13 protein-coding genes and 2 CRISPR repeat arrays are annotated in these 22377 nt (G+C 70.8%); of the genes, 5 read left to right on the plus strand and 8 right to left on the minus strand.

Translation table 11 applies throughout. From position 1 onward, the window contains the following. The first annotated feature begins 43 nt into the window (after nt 1-43). From ACFTWP_RS24960 to ACFTWP_RS24980, 5 genes are all read left to right on the plus strand, one after another. Nucleotides 44-3130: a lantibiotic dehydratase gene (locus ACFTWP_RS24960; RefSeq protein ID WP_380266980.1), complete on the plus strand. Its 3087-nt coding sequence runs from the start codon at nt 44-46 to the stop codon at nt 3128-3130. A gap of 47 nt (nt 3131-3177) precedes the next feature. After that, nucleotides 3178-4389 (plus strand): lanthionine synthetase C family protein, encoded by a 1212-nt coding sequence (locus tag ACFTWP_RS24965; RefSeq protein WP_380266981.1) that lies wholly within the window; start codon nt 3178-3180, stop codon nt 4387-4389. A 14-nt stretch (nt 4390-4403) separates the two neighbouring features. Continuing rightward, nucleotides 4404-6485: a methyltransferase, FxLD system gene (gene fxlM / locus ACFTWP_RS24970; protein ID WP_380266982.1), complete on the plus strand. Its 2082-nt coding sequence runs from the start codon at nt 4404-4406 to the stop codon at nt 6483-6485. Between the two features lie 5 nt (nt 6486-6490). Beyond that, nucleotides 6491-7657, plus strand: coding sequence for a hypothetical protein (locus ACFTWP_RS24975; RefSeq protein ID WP_380266983.1), 1167 nt, complete (start codon nt 6491-6493; stop codon nt 7655-7657). 860 nt (nt 7658-8517) lie between these two features. Then, nucleotides 8518-8775 carry a hypothetical protein gene (locus tag ACFTWP_RS24980; protein WP_380266985.1) on the plus strand — a complete coding sequence of 86 codons (258 nt, stop codon included), beginning with the start codon at nt 8518-8520 and terminating at the stop codon, nt 8773-8775. A gap of 295 nt (nt 8776-9070) precedes the next feature. Beyond that, nucleotides 9071-9967: direct repeats of the CRISPR family, unit length 28 nt; unit sequence GATAGATCCCCGCGAGCGCGGGGCCGAC. A gap of 18 nt (nt 9968-9985) precedes the next feature. On the opposite strand, the gene cas2e is transcribed toward ACFTWP_RS24980, so the two are convergent. The 8 genes from cas2e to cas3 all read right to left on the minus strand — a co-directional run bounded on the left by cas2e (nt 9986) and on the right by cas3 (nt 19580). Next, nucleotides 9986-10264, minus strand: a complete 279-nt coding sequence (gene cas2e, locus ACFTWP_RS24985; protein ID WP_380266986.1) for a type I-E CRISPR-associated endoribonuclease Cas2e — start codon at nt 10262-10264, stop codon at nt 9986-9988. Further along, the gene (gene cas1e, locus ACFTWP_RS24990; protein WP_380266987.1) at nt 10261-11292 is read right to left on the minus strand and encodes a type I-E CRISPR-associated endonuclease Cas1e; all 1032 of its coding nucleotides are present in this window, start codon (nt 11290-11292) and stop codon (nt 10261-10263) included. The genes cas2e and cas1e overlap by 4 nt, the downstream gene beginning before the upstream one ends. Nucleotides 11293-11295: 3 nt before the next feature. After that, nucleotides 11296-12069 (minus strand): type I-E CRISPR-associated protein Cas6/Cse3/CasE, encoded by a 774-nt coding sequence (cas6e, locus tag ACFTWP_RS24995; RefSeq protein WP_380266988.1) that lies wholly within the window; start codon nt 12067-12069, stop codon nt 11296-11298. A gap of 4 nt (nt 12070-12073) precedes the next feature. After that, nucleotides 12074-12943, minus strand: a complete 870-nt coding sequence (gene cas5e, locus ACFTWP_RS25000) for a type I-E CRISPR-associated protein Cas5/CasD (RefSeq protein ID WP_380266990.1) — start codon at nt 12941-12943, stop codon at nt 12074-12076. Further along, nucleotides 12943-14088 (minus strand): type I-E CRISPR-associated protein Cas7/Cse4/CasC, encoded by a 1146-nt coding sequence (cas7e, locus tag ACFTWP_RS25005; protein ID WP_380266991.1) that lies wholly within the window; start codon nt 14086-14088, stop codon nt 12943-12945. Before cas7e ends, cas5e begins: the two co-directional genes overlap by 1 nt. Before the next feature lie 54 nt (nt 14089-14142). Further along, nucleotides 14143-14745, minus strand: a complete 603-nt coding sequence (gene casB / locus ACFTWP_RS25010; protein WP_380266993.1) for a type I-E CRISPR-associated protein Cse2/CasB — start codon at nt 14743-14745, stop codon at nt 14143-14145. Beyond that, nucleotides 14735-16495, minus strand: a complete 1761-nt coding sequence (gene casA, locus ACFTWP_RS25015; RefSeq protein WP_380266994.1) for a type I-E CRISPR-associated protein Cse1/CasA — start codon at nt 16493-16495, stop codon at nt 14735-14737. Before casA ends, casB begins: the two co-directional genes overlap by 11 nt. A 184-nt stretch (nt 16496-16679) precedes the next feature. Continuing rightward, nucleotides 16680-19580, minus strand: a complete 2901-nt coding sequence (gene cas3 / locus ACFTWP_RS25020) for a CRISPR-associated helicase Cas3' (RefSeq protein WP_380266995.1) — start codon at nt 19578-19580, stop codon at nt 16680-16682. Nucleotides 19581-19752: 172 nt separating this feature from the next. After that, a CRISPR array of direct repeats spans nt 19753-22344; the repeat unit is 29 nt; unit sequence GTCGGCCCCGCGCTCGCGGGGGTTGCTCC. Nucleotides 22345-22377: the final 33 nt, after the last annotated feature.

The following is a 22377-nucleotide window of genomic DNA, read 5'->3' on the forward strand; positions in this document are numbered from 1 at the left end:
ACCGGCCGGCACACCCGTCCGCTTCCGAGCCCCGAGGTCCGCCATGCGTCCACTCGCTCCCACGGCTTCCTACCGCGCCGCCCGCGTGGCGCTGGTGCGCGCCGTCGCCCGCCCCGATCTTCCAGTGCCCACCTGGCCGGACCTCGCCACCGAGGCACATCACCTGACGCACCGGCAGGTGGAGTGGCTGCGCACTCTGTGGAGCGACGAACTCCTCGTCGAGGCTCTCGCACAGGCCAGCCCGGACCTCGCCCGCCGCGTCGAGCACCTGGTCGCCGCCGAGCGGCCGGCGCCGCGGGACGTGCGGCGGGCCGCCCTGTCGATCGCGCGCTATCTGCTACGTGCCCAGGGGCGGCCGACCCCCTTCGGCCACTTCGCCGGTGTCCAGGGCGCCGTCTTCGGATCGGCCGGCCAGGTCCGCTGGGGTGGTGACCACCGCGTGGTGACCCGGGCTTCAGCTGACTTCCTCAGCCGCATGATCGAGCGGCTGGAGCAACGACTGCTGGTCCGGCTGGACGTGATGACCAACGACACCGTCCATGTACGTGGTGGCCGCCTCGTGGTTCCTCACCGGCCCGTCACCGGACCCGTCGGAACGACGGTGGCGGAAACTACCCTCCGCCACACCCTCCCTGTCGCGTCCGCCCTGGCCGGTGCCCGACACCCGATCCGCGTGCAGGATCTGATCGCAAAGCTCGGCGCCGAGTTCACCGCGGTACCCACCGAACGGATCACCGGGATCCTGTCCGAACTCGTTGCCTGCCGCGCCCTGATCACCAACCTCCACGCCCCGGCTACCGAGCCGGACCCGCTCAAGCACCTCTTGGCTGCTCTGGAGAGCGCCGGCGCCGACGAGCTCGCGGCCGTCGGCAAGCTGCTCACGAGTCTCCGCACTGTCGGCGCTCTTCTCGGCCAGCACGATCGAACGCCCGACCGCACCCTCCGTGGCTTCGCCCGAACCACTGCCACCACCATGAGTCCTGGAACGCGGGAACGCCCCGTGACGGCTGTCGACCTGAGGCTGGACGCCGACCTCGTCCTCCCGCAGGCAGTCGCCGACGAAGCCGCCAGGGCGGCCGGCCTGCTCACCCGGCTCAGCGCGTCCCCCAACGGCACCTCCGCGTGGCGGGCCTATCACCAGCGCTTCTACGAGCGGTACGGCCGCGGCGCGCTGGTCCCGCTGCTCGACATGGTGGCGGACAGCGGGATCGGTTGGCCCGATGGCTACCCCGGCGCCCGGCCCGCCGAAGCACCGCGCTTCGACCGACGCGACGGGACCCTCGCCGCCCTCGCCCAGCAGGCAGCCCTCGACGGCCGCTGTGAGGTGGTCCTCGACGGCATTCTGCTCGACTCGCTCGCCCCCGGCCCGGACCAGCCACGCTTACCCCCACACCTGGAGGTTGTCGCCCGCATCCACGCCCACACTCAGCAGGCCCTCAACCGGGGTGCGTTCCGGCTGGAGGTGGTCTCCGTCTCACGGGCAGCTGGTGTCTCGGTCGGCCGCTTCCTCCACCTGCTCGCCCCCGAGCACCAGGCCGCCTTCTCCGATGTACTGACCAGCCTGCCGACGATGGACGAGCAAGCCATCACCGCACAACTGTCCTTCCCTCCTCTGGACCCGGCCACCGGACACGTGGCCCGCGGCCTGGCGCCCGGCCGGCTGATGATCAGCCTCGCCGAGCACCGCCCGAGCACCGACGGCGTCCTGCGACCGGAGGACCTGGCAGTCGGCTGTGACGGCCGGCGGATGTACCTGGCCGCACCGGTGCTCGGCGTGCGCGTCGAGGCCACCGCCGCACACGCCCTCAATCTCCGGACCCACACCCCACCGCTGGCCCGACTCATCACCGAACTGTCCCGCGCCCAAACCGCGCAGGTCACCCGCTTCTCCTGGGGATCCCTCAGCGCCCTGCCGTTCCGGCCCAGGCTCCGGCAAGGCCGCGTCATCCTCTCCCCCGCCACCTGGCGGCTCAACTCCGCCGAACTCCCCGCCAGGAACGCACCCTGGAAGCAGTGGGACGAGGCCCTCAGCGCGTGGTTGGAGCGGTCCCGGACACCGCGCTTCGTCATGCTGGCCGCCGACAGCCAAGGTCTACCACTCGACCTCGACCACCCAGGCCACCGCACCCTGCTGCGCACACACCTCGACTCCTCCCCCCATGCCGTCCTTGCCGAGGCTCCCGAACCGGCAGATCTCGGCTGGGCAGGCGGCCGGGCACACGAGATCGTCGTCCCCGTCACCGCCAACCACCCTCCAGCCTGGCCGCGCCTGCCCAAGCCGACGACGGCCCGCCTCCTGGGCCGCGGCCACGGCGAGGCGCCCGGCACATCCCGGGTTCTCCTCGCCTCGCTCTACGGCGACCTGCAACGCCAGAACACCGTGCTCACCAGGCACCTGCCCGACCTCCTTGAGCGGCTGGGCGGACCGCCTTGGTGGTTCGTCCGCTTCCGCGACCCACGCCAGCATCTGCGGCTGCGCATCGCCCTGCCCGAGCCCACCGGCTTCGGCCCCGCAGCCGCCGTGATCAGCGACTGGACCGCCGAGCTGCACCGGTCCGGGCTCCTGTCCGAGGTGATGTACCCGACCTCGTACGCGGAGACCGGTCGTTGGGGCGCGGGATCGGCCTGGACCGCGGCCGAGCAGGTCTTCCGCACAGACTCCGCAGCCGTCCTCGCCCAGCTCTCCCAGCCCACATCGCCTGGGCGGCAGGCACTGCTCGCCGCTCAGACAGTCGCCATCGCGACCGGCTTCACCGGCTCCCCCACCGCCGGACTTCGCTGGCTCGCCGCCAACGTCCCCAGCAAGCCTCCGGCAGCCGTCCCGCGGCCGGTGTTCCGCGAGGCCGTACGCCTGGCCGATCCTGCCGACGGTTGGGCAGCACTGCGCGCCGAGCCGGGCGGCACCGCGATCACAAGTGCCTGGAACGACCGCCACCAGGCCCTCGCCGCCTACCGGCAGCACTTCCCCGGGCCGGAAACCACGGGAGTGGACCCGGACGACGTGCTCGGCTCCCTGCTGCACTGCAGCTACGTCCGCGCGCACCACATCGACTTCGACGACGAGGCCCAAGTCCTGTACCTGGCCCGCGCCGCCGCCGTCGCCCGCCTCTCCCGGGACGATGACCAGTGACCCCACAACCCCATCCCGCTCTCCGACTGTCCGACCGAATCGCCGACTTGCTCGCCGACCCTGCCGATGCACCCGCCGCGTGGAGGTCCCGTCCTCAATGGCGCCAGTCCCTCGCCCACGGCGCCCCCGGCATCGCCCTGCTCCACATCGAACGTGCGGCCACCGGCCGAGGGCCCTGGGAGCCGGCTCACACATGGCTGGCCGCCGCAGCCAGTGTCCCGATCACGAGTGGAACCGACAGCTACCACTACTACGGAGCCCCGGCGCTCCTGCACGCGCTCGCCTGCGCCGCCCAGGCTCGGCCCGGCTCCTACCAGCAGGCCCTCGTCCGCCTCGACCGTACGGTGGCTGACCACGCCGTACGCCGCTGCGAGCGGGCGTTCGCCCGGATCGACCGTGGCGAGCTACCGACGCTGGCCGAGTTCGACACCATCCGCGGCCTCGCCGGCATCGGCGCCGTCCTGCTGCACCGGGCCCCCGACGGCGAGGCGATCCGGCAGATCCTAACCTACCTGGCCCGCCTCACCGAGGACATCCAGCACGATCGCCGGACGCTGCCCGGTTGGTGGACCGCCGCCAGCCCGTCCGGAGAACCGAACCCACGCTTCCCCGCCGGGCACGCCAACAACGGCATGGCGCACGGCATCGCCGGCCCCCTCGCCCTGCTCGCACTGGCCCTGCGACATGGCGTCGAGGTCGAAGGCCAACGCGAGGCGATCCGCATCATCCTCACCTGGCTGGAGCTCTGGCGAGACGACCACGCCTGGCCGTACTGGGTCACGGCAGCACACCTGGCCGGCCCCGACCGAAAACCGCTCGTGCCACAGCGACCCAGCTGGTGCTACGGCACCGCCGGGGTGGCCCGAGCCCAGCAGCTCGCGGCCATCGCGATCGGCGACCAACACCTGCGCCACCGAGCCGAGAACGCCCTCGCCACCGCCCTGCTCGACCCGCGCGCCCTCGCCGCGACCACCGACATGTCGGCCTGCCACGGCTACGCCGGGCTCGCCCACATCGCCCATCGAGCCGCCGAGGACGCCTCTCCACGCAACGCCGCTCGGCTTGGCTCGGCCACCTCGCTGCTCCTCGACACCACCCACCCACCGCACACCGACCCCGAGGAACAAGCCCACCTACTTGTCGCCTCGGCCGGGCCCGCCCTCCTGGAGGGGGCCGCCGGAACCGCCCTTGCCCTGCTGGCCCCGGCCACCGGCACCACCCCGGCCACCCGCTGGGACGGCTGCTTCCTGACTGCCTGAACAAGGACGACTCGATGACCACCAGCTGGATCCAGCACGACATCACCTTCGCCGACCGCGGCGCCACCGAGCCCCTCAGTGCCCACCGCCTCCTCCCCGTACTCGCCACCGCCCAACAGGCCGGCGAGCTGCAGGACTGGTGGTACATGCGGAAGAACCCCTTCCGGCTCCGCTACCGCGCCGCCGCACCTGTTCCCGCCATCGCAACACTGCTGGACACGCTCACCGAGGAAGGACTCGTCGCGCGGTGGAACAAGGAGATCTACGAGCCGGAGACCGATGCGTTCGGCGGACCGGAAGCGATGGAGGTCGCCCACCGCCTCTTCTGTACCGACAGCGTGCATCTTCTGACTCGCGCCACCGCCCAGGGTCCGCCGGCACTCGGCCGCCCCGAGACGGTCGTCGTCCTGGTCTCAGCCATGCTCCGCGCGGCCGGCCTCGACTGGTTCGAACAGGGCGACGTGTGGGCCAAGTTCGCCGCACTCCGGGGCGATCCGAGTCCCCTTCCCGTCGATCGGGCAGCCACTCTGACCGCCGCGATGCACCACCTGATGCGTCTCGACCCCCACCGCCTCGCCCGTGACGGCGCACCGCTCGCCGGCCACTCCGCATGGATCGACGCCTTCGAGAAGGCAGGGCAGGACCTCGTACACCTGGCCCGCGACGGCCGCCTCACCCGCGGGCTGCGCGCCGTCCTCGCACACCACCTGCTCTTCCACGCCAACCGGGCCGGCCTGCCGACCACCCACCAAGCCGCCATGACCGCAAGGGCGTTGGATGCCGTCTTCCAATCCGCCGAGGGCTCCGCGTCCTCACAGCCAGCCATCCCCGCCACCACTAAGGTCGCCCGCATGACTACGCTCAGCGATGACACCGCCGCCCCCAACCCCCGACAGCTGCGTGACGCGCTCACCGATCGCCTGATCGACCAGAAGGCCATCACCATCACGGAGGTGGAGACTGCCTTCCGCGCCGTACCCAGGGAACACTTCCTGCCCGGCTTCCCCCTGGAAACCGCCTACGCCGACAACCCGACCTACACCAAGACGGACGGCTCCGGCACCCAGATCAGCGCGGCCTCCCAGCCCGCGATCGTTGCCTTGATGCTCGAACAGCTCGACGCCCGGCCTGGCGAGAGGATCTTCGAAGCCGGTGCCGGCACCGGGGTGAATGCCGCATACATGGCGACCATCGTCGGTCCCGACGGCCACATCGTGGCCGTGGACGTGGACGAGGACCTGGTCGACGGAGCCCGCAAGCACCTCGCCGACGCCGGCATCACCAACGTCGAAGCCGTCCTCGGCGACGGCGCCCTCGGCCACCCGGCCGGAGCCCCCTACGACCGTGTCATCGCCACCGTGAGCACCAGCGAGATGCCCACTCCGTGGCTCCAGCAGGTCAAGCCGACCGGGCGAATCGTCCTGCCGCTGCGGCTCCGCGGCACCGCGTCGCGCACCATCGCCTTCGAGCGCGGCGACGACGGCTGGGTGTCCGTCGACGACCAGCTCGCCGTCTTCATGCCGTTGCGCGGCAGCATGGACGACGCCCGCCGCACCGTCCCGCTCACCCGTGACGGCGACGTCACCCTCCAGGTCCACAAGGACCAGGAGGAGGCGATCGACGCCGAACAGTTGCTCGGCGTCCTCGACAGCGGCCTCCACGAGCGCTGGACCGGGGTGACTATCGCCGCCGGCACCACCTACGAGTACCAGGACCTCTGGCTGGCGCTCACCCTGCCCAACTCCCTCATGCGGATGAGCGTGACCGGCACCGCCCGCGATCGCGGCATCACCCCCATGTTCGGCTGGGGCACCATGGCCACCGTGGTCGACGGCTCCCTCGCCTACCTCACCCTGCGCCCGGCCGCCCCCGATGCCGAAGGCCGCAGGACCTACGAGACCGGCGTCATCGGGCACGGCCCCGACGGCGCCGCCCTCGCCGACCTCGTCTCCGAGGAAATCCGCACCTGGAACACCGGCTACCGCAACCGGGCTCCGCGCTTCGAACTCCCCGACGCCCCAGCCACCGCCGACCCGGCCGCCGGCATCTTCGTCCTGAAGCGACCGAACCACCCGATCACCATCATCTGGGAGTAACCCACGTGCACCCGACCGGACCCGTCGCCCGGCGCTTCCCGCTGGTCGCCAGGATCCGACCCGCGTGCCTGCCCCTCGACGCCCGTGTCGGCCGGCTCCGCGAGCTGGCCGACACGGCCGCCCACCGGCAGGACCCGGGCCTGGCATCCACCGTCTTCAACCAAGCCGCTCTTCTGGCCTCCGATCTCGGCCTGCCCAACTACGCCCGCTCGCTGTGCCACCGCCACGCCCGTCTCTACCTCGACTGCGGGCCGCTCCCAGCGATGAGCGCGATCCGGGGGCTTGAGCCGATCGTCAACCTCGCCCGCCTTCACATCCGGGCCGGACAACACCAGCGCGGCCACCAGCTTCTGCTCAACCTCTACGAGGCCGTCACCACCACCACGGAGGCGACGCTCGACGGCATCACCGTCCCAGCCCGCCTTACCGAGACCGCCCAGCAACGTGGCGAGGTCCGGGCGTGGCTGTGGCGGGTCGTCATCGCCGACGGCACCCGCGCCCTCACCGCCGCCGGCCGCTGGACGGAGGCCCTACGCCACATCGAGGAGCACCGCGGCTTCGGCCTGCGTATGCTCGACGGCCGCCAGGTCGCCGTCTTCGCCGCCGCCACCGCGGGCGACCTCCCTGGCGCCCTCGTGCTGCTGAAGGAGACCGCGCCGGGCGATCCCTGGGAGAACGCCGTCACCGCCGTCCTGACGGCGCTGTGCAGCCCCGGTGATCAGCACGCAGCCGAAGCGGGGATCGACGAATGCCTCGCGCTTCACTGCGGCGAAGGTCTGACTGTCTTCAGCACCCGCCTGTCGCTGAGTGCCCTCGACGCGGCCGACCCGGACATGCCCGCCGCCCGAAACCTTTTCGATCTTCTGACCAGCCGAACAGGTGATTCCGGCGATGGCTACGCCCTGCGTGACTTCCTCTCCCACTCCGGCATCCACAGCCGCCTGGCACCCGGCCGGGCCATAGCACTCGAACGGGCACTCGCCGCCTGCGCGCTGAACTCCGCCACCCTGCCTGGTGTCCTCCAGAGCCGGTTCGAAGATGCCCTGTCCCGCGCCCGCACAGTACTCGAGAACTCACCGTTCGACCCGGGCAAGCCCGAAGGTGACTCACTTGAACAACGCACTCGAACGGCACCATCATCAGTCATCACCTCGCACAACTCGCCTTCTTAACCTCCTGTTTGCCGGATCCTGCGTCGACAAGCGGACTTCCGAAGCTCATACACCACCCGCATCTGGAGGTTCTCCGCAGCAACATCGACCATCCCCGCCATCAGCGCCCAGCGCCCCTGCCCCGACCGGTCCCGCCCAAGGTGTCGAAGAGCGCCTGCGATCAACTTCGTCGTGCTGACCGGACGGGCCGCCCACGAGCTCATAGAACGGATCGGCGCCGGCATTGTGGTCCGCGATGCCACAGGCCGGTTCTGATGATCCACCGGATCCCGCATGACGTCCCGCCAGGCCTGCGGGAGAGCTCGTACAGCATGCGCAGGCTGCCCAGCAGCCTCCGCTGCCGCATTCCCGCCAAACGCGCGACCACCTTCCCAGCCTGACCAGCACACCAAGGATGTGCGTCGAAGCTGAGCTTGGTCGAGTGGCCCGCGAGGTTAGACAACAAGCCTAGGTGGATACTGCTACCTGAGGAGCTTCGGCCCTGCGTTCGCGGGGATGGCTCCGAAGTAGCCCCAACTCCACACATCGGCCCTGCGTTCGCAGGGATAGCCTGATGGCGGCCTGACCGCCGCGAGATGACAGGTGGCCGGGCCTCTCGAGCCTCGGCCACCTGTCTCTTCATGTCTGACCACCCCCGACCCACCGGTGGCGTGATCCGACAGGAGAAGCATTTGCCCTGCTCAGAGAGCAGTCAATGAAGTGGCCCCAACTCCGCAACTTAGAAAGGGCATTGAGCATGCGTCATCTAACCAACAGCAAGGCGAAGATGCTGCTACCGTGGTGAGCCTCAAGACGAGATGAAGGGCGCCCCTTGCCCTAGGAAGCTTCTACGGGGCGCCCGTTCACAAGCAGGAGGACAAGTGCCACTCCCGATCAGACATGCCCGCATCCGCGTCGGCATCCCCAGCATCCTTGCACGACAGGGACAGCAGGACAAGCAACTGGCTGCGATCGTTGCGATCTGCGTAATCAAGGGCGACACGGTGACCGGGGTACTTAGCCAAGGCACAAATCTGGTGATCGCCATCACCGTCCTGATCACCGTAAGTGTCATCGCCCGCGCCTTGGACAGCTTCTGCGGGAGGGCCAGAGGGACCTTCCGGGCAGCTCGGGAGTGAGCGACTTCCTTGGGGCCCCCTGCTGTGGTGCGAAGGCAGAAAGTGCGGCGGCCAAGGCGCCGGGCAGCGTTGCCTGAGGAGTAGCGGGGGCGCACAGCTTGACGTCTAGCCCCGCAGAAGAAGCAGCCTCCTGATCTGACGTTCCCCACCGGAACGACGGAAGCGGCCGTTCTCCACGGATCGTGACATCGAGTCGCGAAACACGAGAGAACGGCCGCTTCAAAAGGGGCCTGGGCCCTCCGGTCGAGCCGATAACGTACTGCGCTCAGGCTGGGGCTGAGACTACGGATCCTTGGGAGATCCCCCGCGAGCGCGGGGCCGACGCCGTGTAGCGGGGGTGCCACAGGTTGTGGCACGAGAGATCCCCGCGAGCGCGGGGCCGACGAGAGCCCGGGGTGATCAAGCCCGGGGTGATCAAGCCCGGGGCCCCTCGATAGATCCCCGCGAGCGCGGGGCCGACTGGCCCGGCACGTGCGAGCACTGCGGCGAGCGGGATAGATCCCCGCGAGCGCGGGGCCGACCCCGTGATGGCCCAAAGCGTGCGGCACATCGGGGATAGATCCCCGCGAGCGCGGGGCCGACCTGGTCCGCAAGACCCAGGAGAAGCAGCTGTGGGATAGATCCCCGCGAGCGCGGGGCCGACCCCGGTGAGGCCGCGCCCCCACCGGCCGTCGGAGATAGATCCCCGCGAGCGCGGGGCCGACGGGACGGGGGCCACGTCGTCCACCGCGACGCCGGATAGATCCCCGCGAGCGCGGGGCCGACGCGGTACGCCTGCCCCTTCAGCTCGGTGAGGCGGATAGATCCCCGCGAGCGCGGGGCCGACCCCGTTCGTAATTCTGAGCACGCGTGCGCGGGGGATAGATCCCCGCGAGCGCGGGGCCGACTGGGCGTCGTCGGTGAGGATCTGCCCGATGTTGGATAGATCCCCGCGAGCGCGGGGCCGACGGCTCGCTCCCGAACAAGTCGGCGAGCACCCCGGATAGATCCCCGCGAGCGCGGGGCCGACTACGGCCCGGCCCGGGACGACCCCTCCATCACTGATAGATCCCCGCGAGCGCGGGGCCGACTGGCCGGAGGTGCGCATCGCGGCCAGCAGGGCGGATAGATCCCCGCGAGCGCGGGGCCGACCCCCCGGACCACACGGTCCGGGGGCGCCTCGCGGATAGATCCCCGCGAGCGCGGGGCCGACACTTCGTGACCTGCGATGTTATCGGCGCTGACGTGCCGAGAGAATCAGTCCGTCGAAGTCGATGGGCTTCCAGCGGTCCTTGCCGGCGGTCCTCACTGTCCAGCCCTGTTCGTTGTTGGCGGGTTCGACGAGGACGGCTTGACCGTCGCCGATGCGGGTGGCGAGCAGGTCCCAGAGGCGGTCGCGGATACGTCGACTGGGGTTGCCGACGAAGACGCCTGCGTTGACCTCGACCATCCAGCGGGTGAGGTGTCCGCGGAGGCCTTCGGGGGCTGCAATCAGGATGATGACGGTCATGGGCTGCTCTGGGGTGGGTCCTGGTCGAATTCCGGTCCGATGATGGCAACGTGCTCGTCGCCCATACCCGGGTCGCTTGCGGCGACTGCCTCGGGCAGGCTTGCTCCTGACGCCCAGTTGACGCCGCCTTGGACCGACCCGACTCGTTCGTCCCAGAGTTCGTTGACCTCGGCCTCCGGGATGTCGATACCGTCGGGGCTGAGGAGTGTCTTGATGTCGCGGACGATGCGGCCGAGAAGCTTTTCCTCGGCGATGCGGTCGCGCAGGCCGAGGCGGGCGTCGCGTTCCTCGGTGAGGCCCTGCTTCGCGAGGTCGAAGGCAAGCGGAATGGTGTATTCGGCTTTGTAGAGGTCGGCGATGTCGAGGACGAACGAGGTGGCCAGGCCGGTATGGACGAACCCGAGCCCGGGGCTCGTACCGAGGCCGGTGATGACGGCGTGGCAGATGCCGTAGAGGGCTGCGTTCGCCGCCGACAGGAGCCGGTTGACGTCGTCGCCTGCGGCGTTCGCGTCGCCGGCCTTGTACTCACGCCCGCTCCAGGGGACTCCCGTGCGCCGGGATTCGGCTTGGTAGAGCTTGCGCAGGCGGGCGCCTTCGCGCCCGCGGAGCTGCTGCATCGTGGCGGTGCCCACGTCCTCACCGGGGAACCGCATCCGGTACATGTTCCTGGCGACCGCGAGGCGCTCTTTGGTGCGGCTGACCAGCCATGCCTGGCGGTTGAGGAGGGCGGCTCCGCGGCTGGGGCCGATGCCGGAGGCGTACATGCGCACGCCCTGCTCGCCGACCCAGCACACGGTGGTGCCGGAGTCGGCGAGCAGGTTGACGGCTCCGTGCGTGACGCGGGTGCCCGGACCCAGGAGCATCACGGCGACCATCGCGGCGGGGACGCGGACGGTCTCACGCTTGTTGATGACGACGACGGCGTTCTCGTCGCGGTCGATGTGGCTGCGCTCCACATAGACGCTGGAGACGCGGTCGGCGAGGCGGTGCAGGTCGTGCGGGTGAGCTTTCCACCAGATGTCGGCCATCGCTCAGGGCTCCCGCGACGGGGGCGGAGCGAGAGTGAGTAGGCCGCAGCCGTACGCCTTGGAAGGACCGATACCGCCGAGGAGGGCAGCCTGGAGGAGGACGGGGTCGGTGATGCGCAGCTGCCCTTCGAAGGTGGCGGTGGTGAGGGTGACGGGGGTGCGTGTGCCGGGCTTGGTGAAGGTGCTGCGGCTGCGGTCGGTGATCCTCACCTCCCGGGTGGGCTGCGCGTCGGCTGGAATGTCCGCGGCATCCGGTTCGAGACCCGGTGCGGGACGGTCGGTGTGGCTCTCTGGGACAGTGAAGCCCCACCGGGTGGTGCGTTCCAGGAACCAGGTGAGCTGCTGCGCGGCGGTGCGGTGGGCCATGCGGTAGGAACGGTGCTTGAGGTCGGCGGCTGACCTCGTCCGGTGCGGACTCGCCTTGTCGGGCGTGGAAGTGTTCTGGACCGGGCTGGCAGTGAGCCGGAAGGCGAACTCACGGCCGACGGCCAGCTGGGCGAGCAGCGGGCTGTAGTCGCGGATCGCGTAGTGCTCGCCTTCTGCATCGGGCCATCCGGCCTCTTCGACGATGTGGGTCCAGTCGGGTTTGGAGGGAGTGAGGACCAGCAACATGGGGCGACGGGGGTGGTCGGCGTCGAGTCGCCACAGAATCCGATCGCCGGGAGCCGTGTCGGGGATGCCTGCCAGGACGGCGCCGTGCAGGGAGCGAGGGTTGGCGAGCAGGTTGCGACTGGCCGCGCGCAGGGGGTTGATGCGGACGCGGGAGAGGTAGGTCATCGGGTCACCAGCCCAACAGGGCGAAGGGGTCGTGGCCACCGGCTACGGCGGCCGGTTGCGCGGTGTCGGCGGCCTGGGCGGGGGACGGTGGCAGGCCAGTGGGGACGTTGAGCCAGGCGTGGCGGATCCGCCGGGTGGAGAAGCCGCGTTCGCGGGGTGCGAAGGAGCGCGGCACGTCCTGGAGGGTGTCCTCCCCGGACGGGTCGTCGAAGGTCGCGGCCAGGTCGATCCGGTGCGGTGAGAACGGCTCCGGCCCCCGCTGGTAGCGGCGGCGGTAGGCGTTCTTGGCGGCCTCGCCCGCCTGCCATGGCTCCTCGGCCAGAACGGCCTCCAGGTTGGCGTCGCGGACCGCGCCGAGGACAATCGGCTGGGTGGGGACGCAGGAGCGCCGGCCGAGGGCGAGCGGGAAGGCAGGGCGGCGGATCGCCTCGGCGAGCGTCGTGACGAGGGTGATCGGGCCCTGGACGGCGGCGACGAATACCGCGTCCTGGAGGTAGTAGCGATGGGTCACGTGGGTGTCCTTGGCCGGGGAGGTCGGCTTCTGGATTCCCTTGGCGTTGACGCCGGCCTGCGGGAGCGGCCTTCCCCGGTAGTCGCTGACGGTGTGGTAGTCGCGCAGCAGGGTTCCGGGCTGGTCGACGCGCACGCCCAGGCGCAGGCCGACCAGGTCGGTGATGTCCGCTTCGCGGGGGTATCCCGCGGCAGCGGCGAGCAGTCCCACGACGCCGGACTTGGTCGGCTGGGGCCGGCTGTCACGGCGGTTGAAGGCACTGCGGTCGCCCCAGGACTGAAGGGGGCCGGCCAGACGCAGGGCGAGGACCGCCTGGTCCTCTTCCTGCTCCGGGGCCGGCACGGAGGTGGCTTCGGCGGGCATCAGTTGTCGTTCACCCGCTCGGTGAGGATGGTGCGCAGGCCGTCGCGCAGCTCGGTGAAGGTGCGGTTCTCACCGAACGCATCCTCCAGCTTCTGCCCGGTCTCGTCGGTGTCCGTGGCGGTGCCGAGGGTGTGGCAGATGCCGACGTACAGCGGGCTGTCGCCCCACTGCTCGGTGGCGGTGGCGAACTCCCTGGCGAGGCGGCGCGCGGACTCGGCGACGATGCCCCGGCTCGCCGAGACGGGGTTCTCGTAAGCCGAGACGAGGTTGACCGGCTGGTCGGCGCGGACGACGACGGCGACAAGGCTGGGGCGGGTGCGGTGGGCGAAGGAGTTGCCGTACCCGGTGGGCATGGAGCGGGCGAAGGAGTCGATGAACAGGTCGACGGCGTCGAGCGTGGCCTTGTCCTCGCCGAGGTTGTCCCGCAGCTGGTGCAGGCCGATGGTGGCGTAGCGGTAGAGGGTGGCGGAGTTGAAGCCGATGGTGCCGATCATGCCGGCGCCGGTCTCGTCGGCCTCGTTCTCGTCGTCGACGGCTGTGTAGTAGTCGAATTCGAGCTCGGTGGCGTGGGTGGAGATGGCGTGGGCGACCTGGGTGGCGGCGTCAACGTTCAGGCCGGGGATGTCGGCGACCATCCGGCCGAAAAGTGCGACGTCGGCGGGGTGCCCGGTCTGCAGTTGCTCCTTGACGGGCAGGGCCTTGGCCGCCTCGTCGAGGGCCTTGGCGTCGAGGGCAGCGAGGTCAGCGGCGGAGTGGGCAACCAGGTCGACGATGCCGTCCAGCTGGCGGCGCCCGTAGAAGAGAAGGTAGGCGGTGTCGCCTTCCTTCTTGCCTGCGGAGATCCCGGTCGACTTGATCAGCGCGTCGGCGATCCGCTGCCCGTCCTCGGCCGCGATGCCGGTGCGCTCGGCGATGCCCTTGGCGAGCTGGGCGGCGATCCGCTTGGTCCGGGTGGCCAGGTCCTGCCGGTCACGGCTCTCGGCGAAGTGGATGCGGGTGGCGCGCTTCCAGGCCTGGGAGGAGACGCGGGAACGGCGCTTGCCGCCGAAGTAGGCTTCCTTGGGGTTGCCGTTGTCGTCCCGGTTCAGGTTAGCCGGCGGGACGGTCTGCAGGATGTGCACGTCGATGTAGAGGCGGTCGGTCATGCGCTTCTCCTCGATGGGTGACGGTGCCGTTGGTGATGGACAGGTCGGGCGCGGTCAGTCGGTGGGCGCCTGGTCCTTCCACGCCTGGTAGCCGATGGCCCACTTGAGGCGAACCTGCGGGCGGCGGTCGGCGTAGTGCCAGGCCTGGATATCGGCCATCAGGTGGTTGTAGTCCAACGGCTGCCCAACGGAGCGCAGTTGGGTGATCAGGCCGCGCAGGTGGACCAGCAGCGCTGACACACTGGTGGCGTTGGCGAGTTGAGCGACCCGGGTGTCGAGTGCCTCCTCGCGGAACTTTCCACTGCGGCGCAGGGCCCGCAGCGCCTCCCCGAGTTTCACGCCTCGGCGGTGCATCGGCTTGGACTGGCTCTGTTGGTGGAGGCCGTAGAGGGCGAGAGCGGCGTGCTCGGCCTTCTGCTCATCGGAGACCTCGTCGCGCAGGGCGAGGACGTCGTTGACCTCACAGCTGTAGAACGGCCACATCTTCGGGCTGTCCATGACGGGCCGCCCGAGGCCGGAACGCAGAGCCGCGAGGTCCTCTCCCGGCGGTCGGCGCGGCTGCTTGGTGCGGTGGTCGATGCGCCAGGTGTGGTCGGGGGCGGTGAACTCGTCCCAGTACCGGTGCCGTTTGGCGGTGACGGTGTGCTCAGTAGTCAAAGTCCGCTCCAGGGGCGGGGTCGAGGGCAGGTCCGGTCTCGGCCGCCCGGGCGGCGGCCGCCTGACGTACGGCGTCGGTGTGGCGCGGGAGGATCTCGCTGACCTGACGCCGGAAGTTCGCGCCGGCCGTGCCGAGCCGGTAGGTCTGAGTCTTGCCCGCCTTGCCGGGCTGGTCGAGCGTCCGGCCGCCGAAGGCACTGGCGGGTGCTGCCAGCAAGAGCACGTCCGCCATGTCCCACGCCTGGCGGTGGGCGACCTGCTCCCAGGCGAGTCGGCCTTGGTCCAGGACCTCCTCGTTGGTGCCGGCGTCGCGTACACCGGCGAGCAGGCGGCGCACCAGGGGGTCGAGGGCGTGCAGGAGGAGTTCGCCGGGGCGCTGGCCCTTGTCCCAGGGAATGGGGTCGGCTCCGGCAGCCCGGCGCAGGTCGGCGGACAGGTTGTTGACGGCCTGTGCGAGCCGTTCCGCCTGCTCGGCGACTTCCAGGAGGAGTTGGTGGAATCCGCTGTCCTGGTGAAGAGCCAGCAGCGGCAAGGGGATGGCGTCGTGGATGACGTCCTCGACGACGGCGGACTGGGTGCCGTAGACCATGCCGAAGGTCTCGACCTGCAGCGGGTAGTCGGCGGGGAGTTGGTCGTCCTCCTGGAGTGCGCTGATCTGGTCGAGCAGGATGCTGGTCTCGAAGCCGTCAGTGCTCTGCCGGCTGGGCGCGAGAAGGGCTTCCAGACCCCGCCACGCGGCTTTGCCCTGGGTGTGGCGGCGCGGCCGGCGCTCGGGCAGCGCCGAGGTCGACTTCTTGGTGGGTGCGGTGAACGTCCAGGCGGTGTGCGGCTCCAGCTCGGACATGGGCACGAGCCGATCACCGGCGCTGATGACCACCCGGTCCACCCTCGGCTGCCCGGCTTCATCCCGGTGCGGGATGAGCCGGATTCGCCGGGCTTGCCACGTCCACAGGTCGAGGAGGCCCTCGGCCGCACGGGGCTTCCACCCGGGACCGTGCGGCCCGCGCTTCCACTGCGGGACACCGAGGTTGTCGGGAGGGGTGACCGGGAGGTTCAGCAGGAGGGTCTCGTACAGGGTGCGCCCGGTGGGGACGATGACGCCGAGCTGGCCGAGCGGGCCGGTCGGGTTTCCGGTTGTCTTGCCCGCCTTGACCTGGGGGTCGTCGACGGCCCCGGTCTTGATCGCCGCGGTGTCCCAGCAGTGGACGTGCAGGAGCCAGTGGGCGGCCTGGGCAGCTGTCAGGTCGAGCGGGTCGGCATCGGTGCGGCTGGCGAACAGTGGGACGTTGTTGCCGCTCGCCGCGGTCGCCACGAGGGCGGCAGCGCCCTTCGTCTCATTCTTGGCGGTGCGCAGGCCGGCGACCTGCCCGAACGGGGCCGTCGGATCGAAGAGGTCGAAACTCGCATGGTGCTCGCCGAGGTAAGGCAGGAGCTTCTCGTCCAACTCGTCCTTTGTGAACCCGCCCTCCTGGGTGAGCCGTTCACCCTTCTCGCGGAGGCTCCGGGGCGCTCCGGTGGCGTCGGCAACGACAGGCAGCAGGACCTGGCGCAGGAGGGCCGGGAGCTGGGTGGGGAACTCGACGACGAGGCCCTCGAACTGGTGGGCCCGGGCCAGCACTTCGGCGATCCCCAGCTTCACAGGAGGCCCACCCCCTACAGGCCGTACCGTCAGCCACGGTTCGTCGACAAGATTGTACCCAGGCACGCGCTGCACTCCCAACTGGCCTTGTTTAGCTTGTTGCAGATTCATCGTGGCACCGGTGGAGAGCCGGTGTGAGGGGAATGCTTGAATTGCCCCTCGGTCCCGCGGGTTTCGTGCGCGGGAATGGCCCCTGGCCGTGTTTGTGAGCCGATCACGGCAGCAAGTCGGCCCCGCGCTCGCGGGGTTGGAGTCGCGTGGGTGGAACGGAACCCGTCCGTTCCACCCACGCTCTCTACTGGTACGGGCGTCCCCCACTCACCACAAGGCCGAGCAGGTCGTCGTAGCGCAGACGGAAGTCACCGAGAACTGCAACGCCGTGCTCGTCAAGTGCGAGGGCCATGCCGTATCGCAGCCACGGATGGTCACGCCAACCTGGCAACGGACCGAGCGCCTGCTCGGCGGCCACCGTAAGCCTGGCGGGAAGGCGCACCGTTCCGGAGAGCACGTCATCCACCACTTCGGCCGCGGTCTCGCCGTTCGGCCCGAGTCTGCGGCCCGTCATCGCGCTGAAGCCGTTCTCCGCACGGCGCACCAGCACGACCTCCACGCTCCGGTCCCCGTCCCGGACGAGCGCCTCGAACTGCCCCTCCACCAGCGTGCCGTGGGCTCCGAAGTGCAGGCCAGCCAAGGTCGGCTCCCCATGCTCCCCGGCGCGGGTCAACACGTACTGGGCGGCTTCCGAACGACGTTTGGCCTGCCGTTCCTCCCAGCCACGCCTTGCCCGGGCCTCGACCTCAGCCCACTCCGCCGGGACGACGGGATCGGTGCCGTACACGCGGGCAACCAGGTCCGGCACCTGGCCGGGGATGCTCCACGCGCCCTCTCCAGCCTTCGCCGCCAGCTCGACCACGGCGGCCGTACGTAGCAGGAGGTAGCGGCCGTAGATCCCTTCGGAGGCGCGCAGGACCTGCGGCGGGCCATCGTCGTCGAGGTGCACACCGGTGACGGCGACGGTGGGCCGAGACAGCAGAGTGGGGCGCTTCACTCCGTCGTGGCGGTGGAGACGTCCGATGCGCTGGAGGAGCAGGTCGATCGGTGCGAGGTCCGTGATCAGCAGATCAGCGTCGACGTCGAAGGACTGCTCCGCGAGCTGGGTGGCAACGACGATCAGCCTGTCGGGACGCTCGACGCCCTGCGTCGGCGGCCCGAGCAGTTTCAGCACCTCCTGCGTGCGGTCCGCCCGGTGCCCCGCGTGCAGGCGGCCGTGCAGGAGCCGGACGTCCGCGCCGAACTCCCTGTGGAGGCTCTCGAACGTCGACTGGGCGCGGGCCACGGTGTTGCGGATGACCAGCACGCATCCGCCATCGACCAACCGCTCCCTCAGGTAGTCGACCACGGTGACGTCCGCCGCCGCCCCGACATCGCCCTGCGGAGTGCGGGATTCGGTCCGCACCGGCGGCTCGTCAAGCACCTCGACCCGCACCCGGAGGTCCTCACGCCAGGATTCGGTGCTCTCGACCAGCAGTTCCGGACTCCCATCCTGTCCCGGCCAGGCCGCCGTCACGCTCGGATAGCCCTCCGGCTCGGGAAGATCGAGCATCGCCGAGACCTCCGCCGACTGCGTGCCGGCCAGGTAGGCGGCGACCAGACGACGACGCTGCTCCGGGGGCAGGGTCGCCGACAGCAGCACCACCGGAACTCCGGCTTGTCCGAGCCACCAGAGGCCCTCCAACAGGAACTGCGACATGTAGACGTCGACGGCATGGACCTCATCGAGGATCACGACCTTGCCGACCAGACCGGCCATACGGAGCATCACGTGCTTGGTACGGGTCGCGGTGTAGAGGAGCTGATCGACGGTACCGACCGCGAACGGGCTCAACAGGCCACGGCAACGCCCGAGGAACCACTCGGCAGGAGCCCTGCGTTCCCCGCCCTCGCAGCCGTCGAAGCAGTCCGTCCGCATTCCGAACTCGTCCTCCCCCACCGACGAGTAGGGGGAGTCGGCGCTTTGCCCCCACTCCCCCACGCCCTCCAGCAGGCCCCGCCACTCCTTGTTGAACATCCGCTTGCCGTGCAGCAGCGCGACTTGGTCCTCCAGTCCCTCACCGACCTCGCGCAGCCACGATCGGACTTGGGTGAACATCGGGTCCGTGGTCGCCTGGGTCGGCATTCCCAGGAAGATCCCGTCCGCACCGTGACGCGCACCCATCAGCTCAGCCCCGGCCAGTGCCGCCTTCGTCTTGCCCTCCCCCATCGGTGCCTCGACGATCACCAGCCCCGGCCCGCCCATCCGGCGCACCACGTCGAGGACCAGCTCCTGCGAGGGCCTGGGGCCGTGGTCGAAGCGGTCCCGGAACGTCTCCGGACCGGGCACCGCCAACGCTCCCCATCCACCACGCAGTTCGAGGCTCGACCACGCCGCGACGGCCCGCTGTCGCGCCTGGGGCATCGTCACCCTCGCCAGATCCGACACGCCGGTGAAGTGCCGCTCGTCGCTGGCGATCCAATCCGCCATCACCACGAAACCGGACAGCTGGAGCTGCATCGCACGGCTCGGCACCCCCAGAGGTTCGACGGCGGCGAGCGGCGACTCGCCCCCGTACCCGAGCTCCCGGGTGAACACCTCCACCAGTGCCGACTGCGCGAGCTTCCAGGGTTGGCTGCTTCCCTGCAGCTTTTCGTTCTTCTTCGGTGGGCTCAGCTGCCCCAGCGTCGGGATCAGCCCGTGGTGGCCGGCGACCAGCGGCCAGACCCAGCCGACCTGCTCCTTCGACCACGTCGCTTCGGTGAGCAACGCTCTCAGCACGCGAGCACCGGCTTTGTCGTGCCGCCAAGACGATGCCTTCACGGCGTACTTGTCCCAGGTGAGCCCCGCTTGACGGACCGCAGCCTCGCCGGCGGCGTCGAGATGCTGAAACACCGGAGTGGCCTTGCCGCAGTCATGGATCCCGCACAACCAAGAGAACAGACGCTGCCCCTTACCGGCGCCCCCCGCTAGAGCATCCAACCGCCACTGCGTCACCGGCGGCAGGTAGCGGTCCCAAACCACCTCGGCCACCGCGGCAGTGTCCAGCATGTGCGACAGCAAGAGGTTGGCGGTCCCACCGGCGCGCCCCGCTGACTTGCCCCACAGAGCTCCCAGCCAGCCCCTGGCCTCCGGTGGATACCACTGCCAGCGGTCCCCAAGCATCGTTCCGAACCTCCGTGTCCGAGTACGCTTCGAGAGCCTAGAACCCGACACTGACAACTCGCCTTGAAGCAAAGAAGGATGAGGATGATACGACTTATCATCAGGTGGTTGCCGTCGAATCGAACTAACTCAACCGACGCCCCCTGAAGCCAAGCACTGCAGGTCAGCAAGTGTCGGCCCCGCGCTCGCGGGGGTTGCTCCCTGTCCGGCGACGCTCTCCTGGCCGCCGAGACGTCGGCCCCGCGCTCGCGGGGGTTGCTCCCCCTCGACCGCCCGGCGGCGGCCCGTCCACCGGTCGGCCCCGCGCTCGCGGGGGTTGCTCCCTTCTCCATGAGGGCGTTCAGGCTCGCGTGGGGTCGGCCCCGCGCTCGCGGGGGTTGCTCCGCCTCCGCCCCCCCGACCGCCCTGTACGGCGGGTCGGCCCCGCGCTCGCGGGGGTTGCTCCGTGGTGCTCGCGGAGCTGGGATGCGAGCAGGTGTCGGCCCCGCGCTCGCGGGGGTTGCTCCCCACCGACCCTGATCGAGAGAAGCCGCACATGGTCGGCCCCGCGCTCGCGGGGGTTGCTCCAGGAGCCCGAGTTGAACGCCAAGACCTACCGCGTCGGCCCCGCGCTCGCGGGGGTTGCTCCGTCAGCCGTTCTTTCAGCGGCTGACCAGCAGAGTCGGCCCCGCGCTCGCGGGGGTTGCTCTACCGCTTGAGCTCTTCCGACGCCCGGGCGTACGTCGGCCCCGCGCTCGCGGGGGTTGCTCCGCAGGGCCTCGGCGACCTTCTCCGCCAGGTCCGTCGGCCCCGCGCTCGCGGGGGTTGCTCCTGCTCCACGCGGGCGTCGCCCGGGCACGCGGTGTCGGCCCCGCGCTCGCGGGGGTTGCTCCACCGGCAGCACCGTCGTCCAGAGCGGCGGCTCGTCGGCCCCGCGCTCGCGGGGGTTGCTCCACCGGCAGCACCGTCGTCCAGAGCGGCGGCTCGTCGGCCCCGCGCTCGCGGGGGTTGCTCCCATCCGGGGCACTCGTTCGTCGGGGGGCTTTAGTCGGCCCCGCGCTCGCGGGGGTTGCTCCGGCCGCTTCTGGCAGTGCGCTGCGTGCGGCTAGTCGGCCCCGCGCTCGCGGGGGTTGCTCCGTCCGCGTCCAGGCGTCGCAGCTTCTGATGGAGTCGGCCCCGCGCTCGCGGGGGTTGCTCCGGCCGCTTCTGGCAGTGCGCTGCGTGCGGCTAGTCGGCCCCGCGCTCGCGGGGGTTGCTCCGACGTCTTGGCCGCCGTCCTGCTCGACCAGGAGTCGGCCCCGCGCTCGCGGGGGTTGCTCCCCACAGCACGGTGCCCGGCGCCATCACCGAGCGTCGGCCCCGCGCTCGCGGGGGTTGCTCGCTTTCGCCGCGGCGTCCCTGACTGCCGCGAAGGTCGGCCCCGCGCTCGCGGGGGTTGCTCCGGGAGGCGGCGCTGCTGATCGGCGCGCGCCAGGTCGGCCCCGCGCTCGCGGGGGTTGCTCCGAGCAGTGGCAGCGCCGGGCCATCCAGGTGTTGTCGGCCCCGCGCTCGCGGGGGTTGCTCCCGCGGCACCTACCTCCACCACGGCTGCCGCTGGTCGGCCCCGCGCTCGCGGGGGTTGCTCCGGCTAGACCCCCGGCAGACGCCGCTATGCGTGGTCGGCCCCGCGCTCGCGGGGGTTGCTCCAGGCCGGTGTACTCCAGCTTGAGGGATGCGACGTCGGCCCCGCGCTCGCGGGGGTTGCTCTCGTCTCCGCCGAGCTCGTCGAGGCGCCGGCCGGTCGGCCCCGCGCTCGCGGGGGTTGCTCCTACCAGGGCGGACTCGGACGGGTAGGCGGCGAGTCGGCCCCGCGCTCGCGGGGGTTGCTCCCGCCGGATCGCCGCGATCGAGGCCGCCGGCCTGTCGGCCCCGCGCTCGCGGGGGTTGCTCCCCGGCGTACATCAACAGCGACGGCACCCTCACGTCGGCCCCGCGCTCGCGGGGGTTGCTCCGGTCCGGGCGGCTGGATCCCCGGTGGCGGCAAGTCGGCCCCGCGCTCTCGGGGGTTGCTCCCGCCGGATCGCCGCGATCGAGGCCGCCGGCCTGTCGGCCCCGCGCTCGCGGGGGTTGCTCCAGCAGGTCGTCGACGCTGGCGTACCTGTCGAGGTCGGCCCCGCGCTCGCGGGGGTTGCTCCATGGTGCAGGTCGAGCTGGCGGCTCCTGCCGCGTCGGCCCCGCGCTCGCGGGGGTTGCTCCAGCCCCTTCCGGAAGGGGCCCGGGGAGAGGGGGTTGGCCCCGCGCTCGCGGGGGTTGCTCCTCGGCGTCGGCGCCGACCGGGCGGCCGAGCTGGTCGGCCCCGCGCTCGCGGGGGTTGCTCCCTGACTGCGCGGGATGGGCAGTGCTCTGCGAGGTCGGCCCCGCGCTCGCGGGGGTTGCTCCGTCTGCGGCGAGCTGGAGCCGGTGATGTTGGTGTCGGCCCCGCGCTCGCGGGGGTTGCTCCGTCTGCGGCGAGCTGGAGCCGGTGATGTTGGTGTCGGCCCCGCGCTCGCGGGGGTTGCTCCACGGGGGGAGAGGCATGCCCACAGCCACAGTGCGTCGGCCCCGCGCTCGCGGGGGTTGCTCGAAGACCCTGGCCCTGTTCAAGACCCTGGCGATGTCGGCCCCGCGCTCGCGGGGGTTGCTCGCTGACGCTGCTGCCCGACAAGGGCATGCGCGGGTCGGCCCCGCGCTCGCGGGGGTTGCTCCCCCACGTGGCTGCTCGCCGGGCAACCGGCCGGGTCGGCCCCGCGCTCGCGGGGGTTGCTCCGGCCGCGGCGTCAGCTTCCCCGTCGTCTACGCG

It is taken from the genome of Kitasatospora sp. NPDC057015 (genome assembly GCF_042673745.1).
In the GTDB taxonomy this organism is placed as follows: domain Bacteria; phylum Actinomycetota; class Actinomycetes; order Streptomycetales; family Streptomycetaceae; genus Kitasatospora.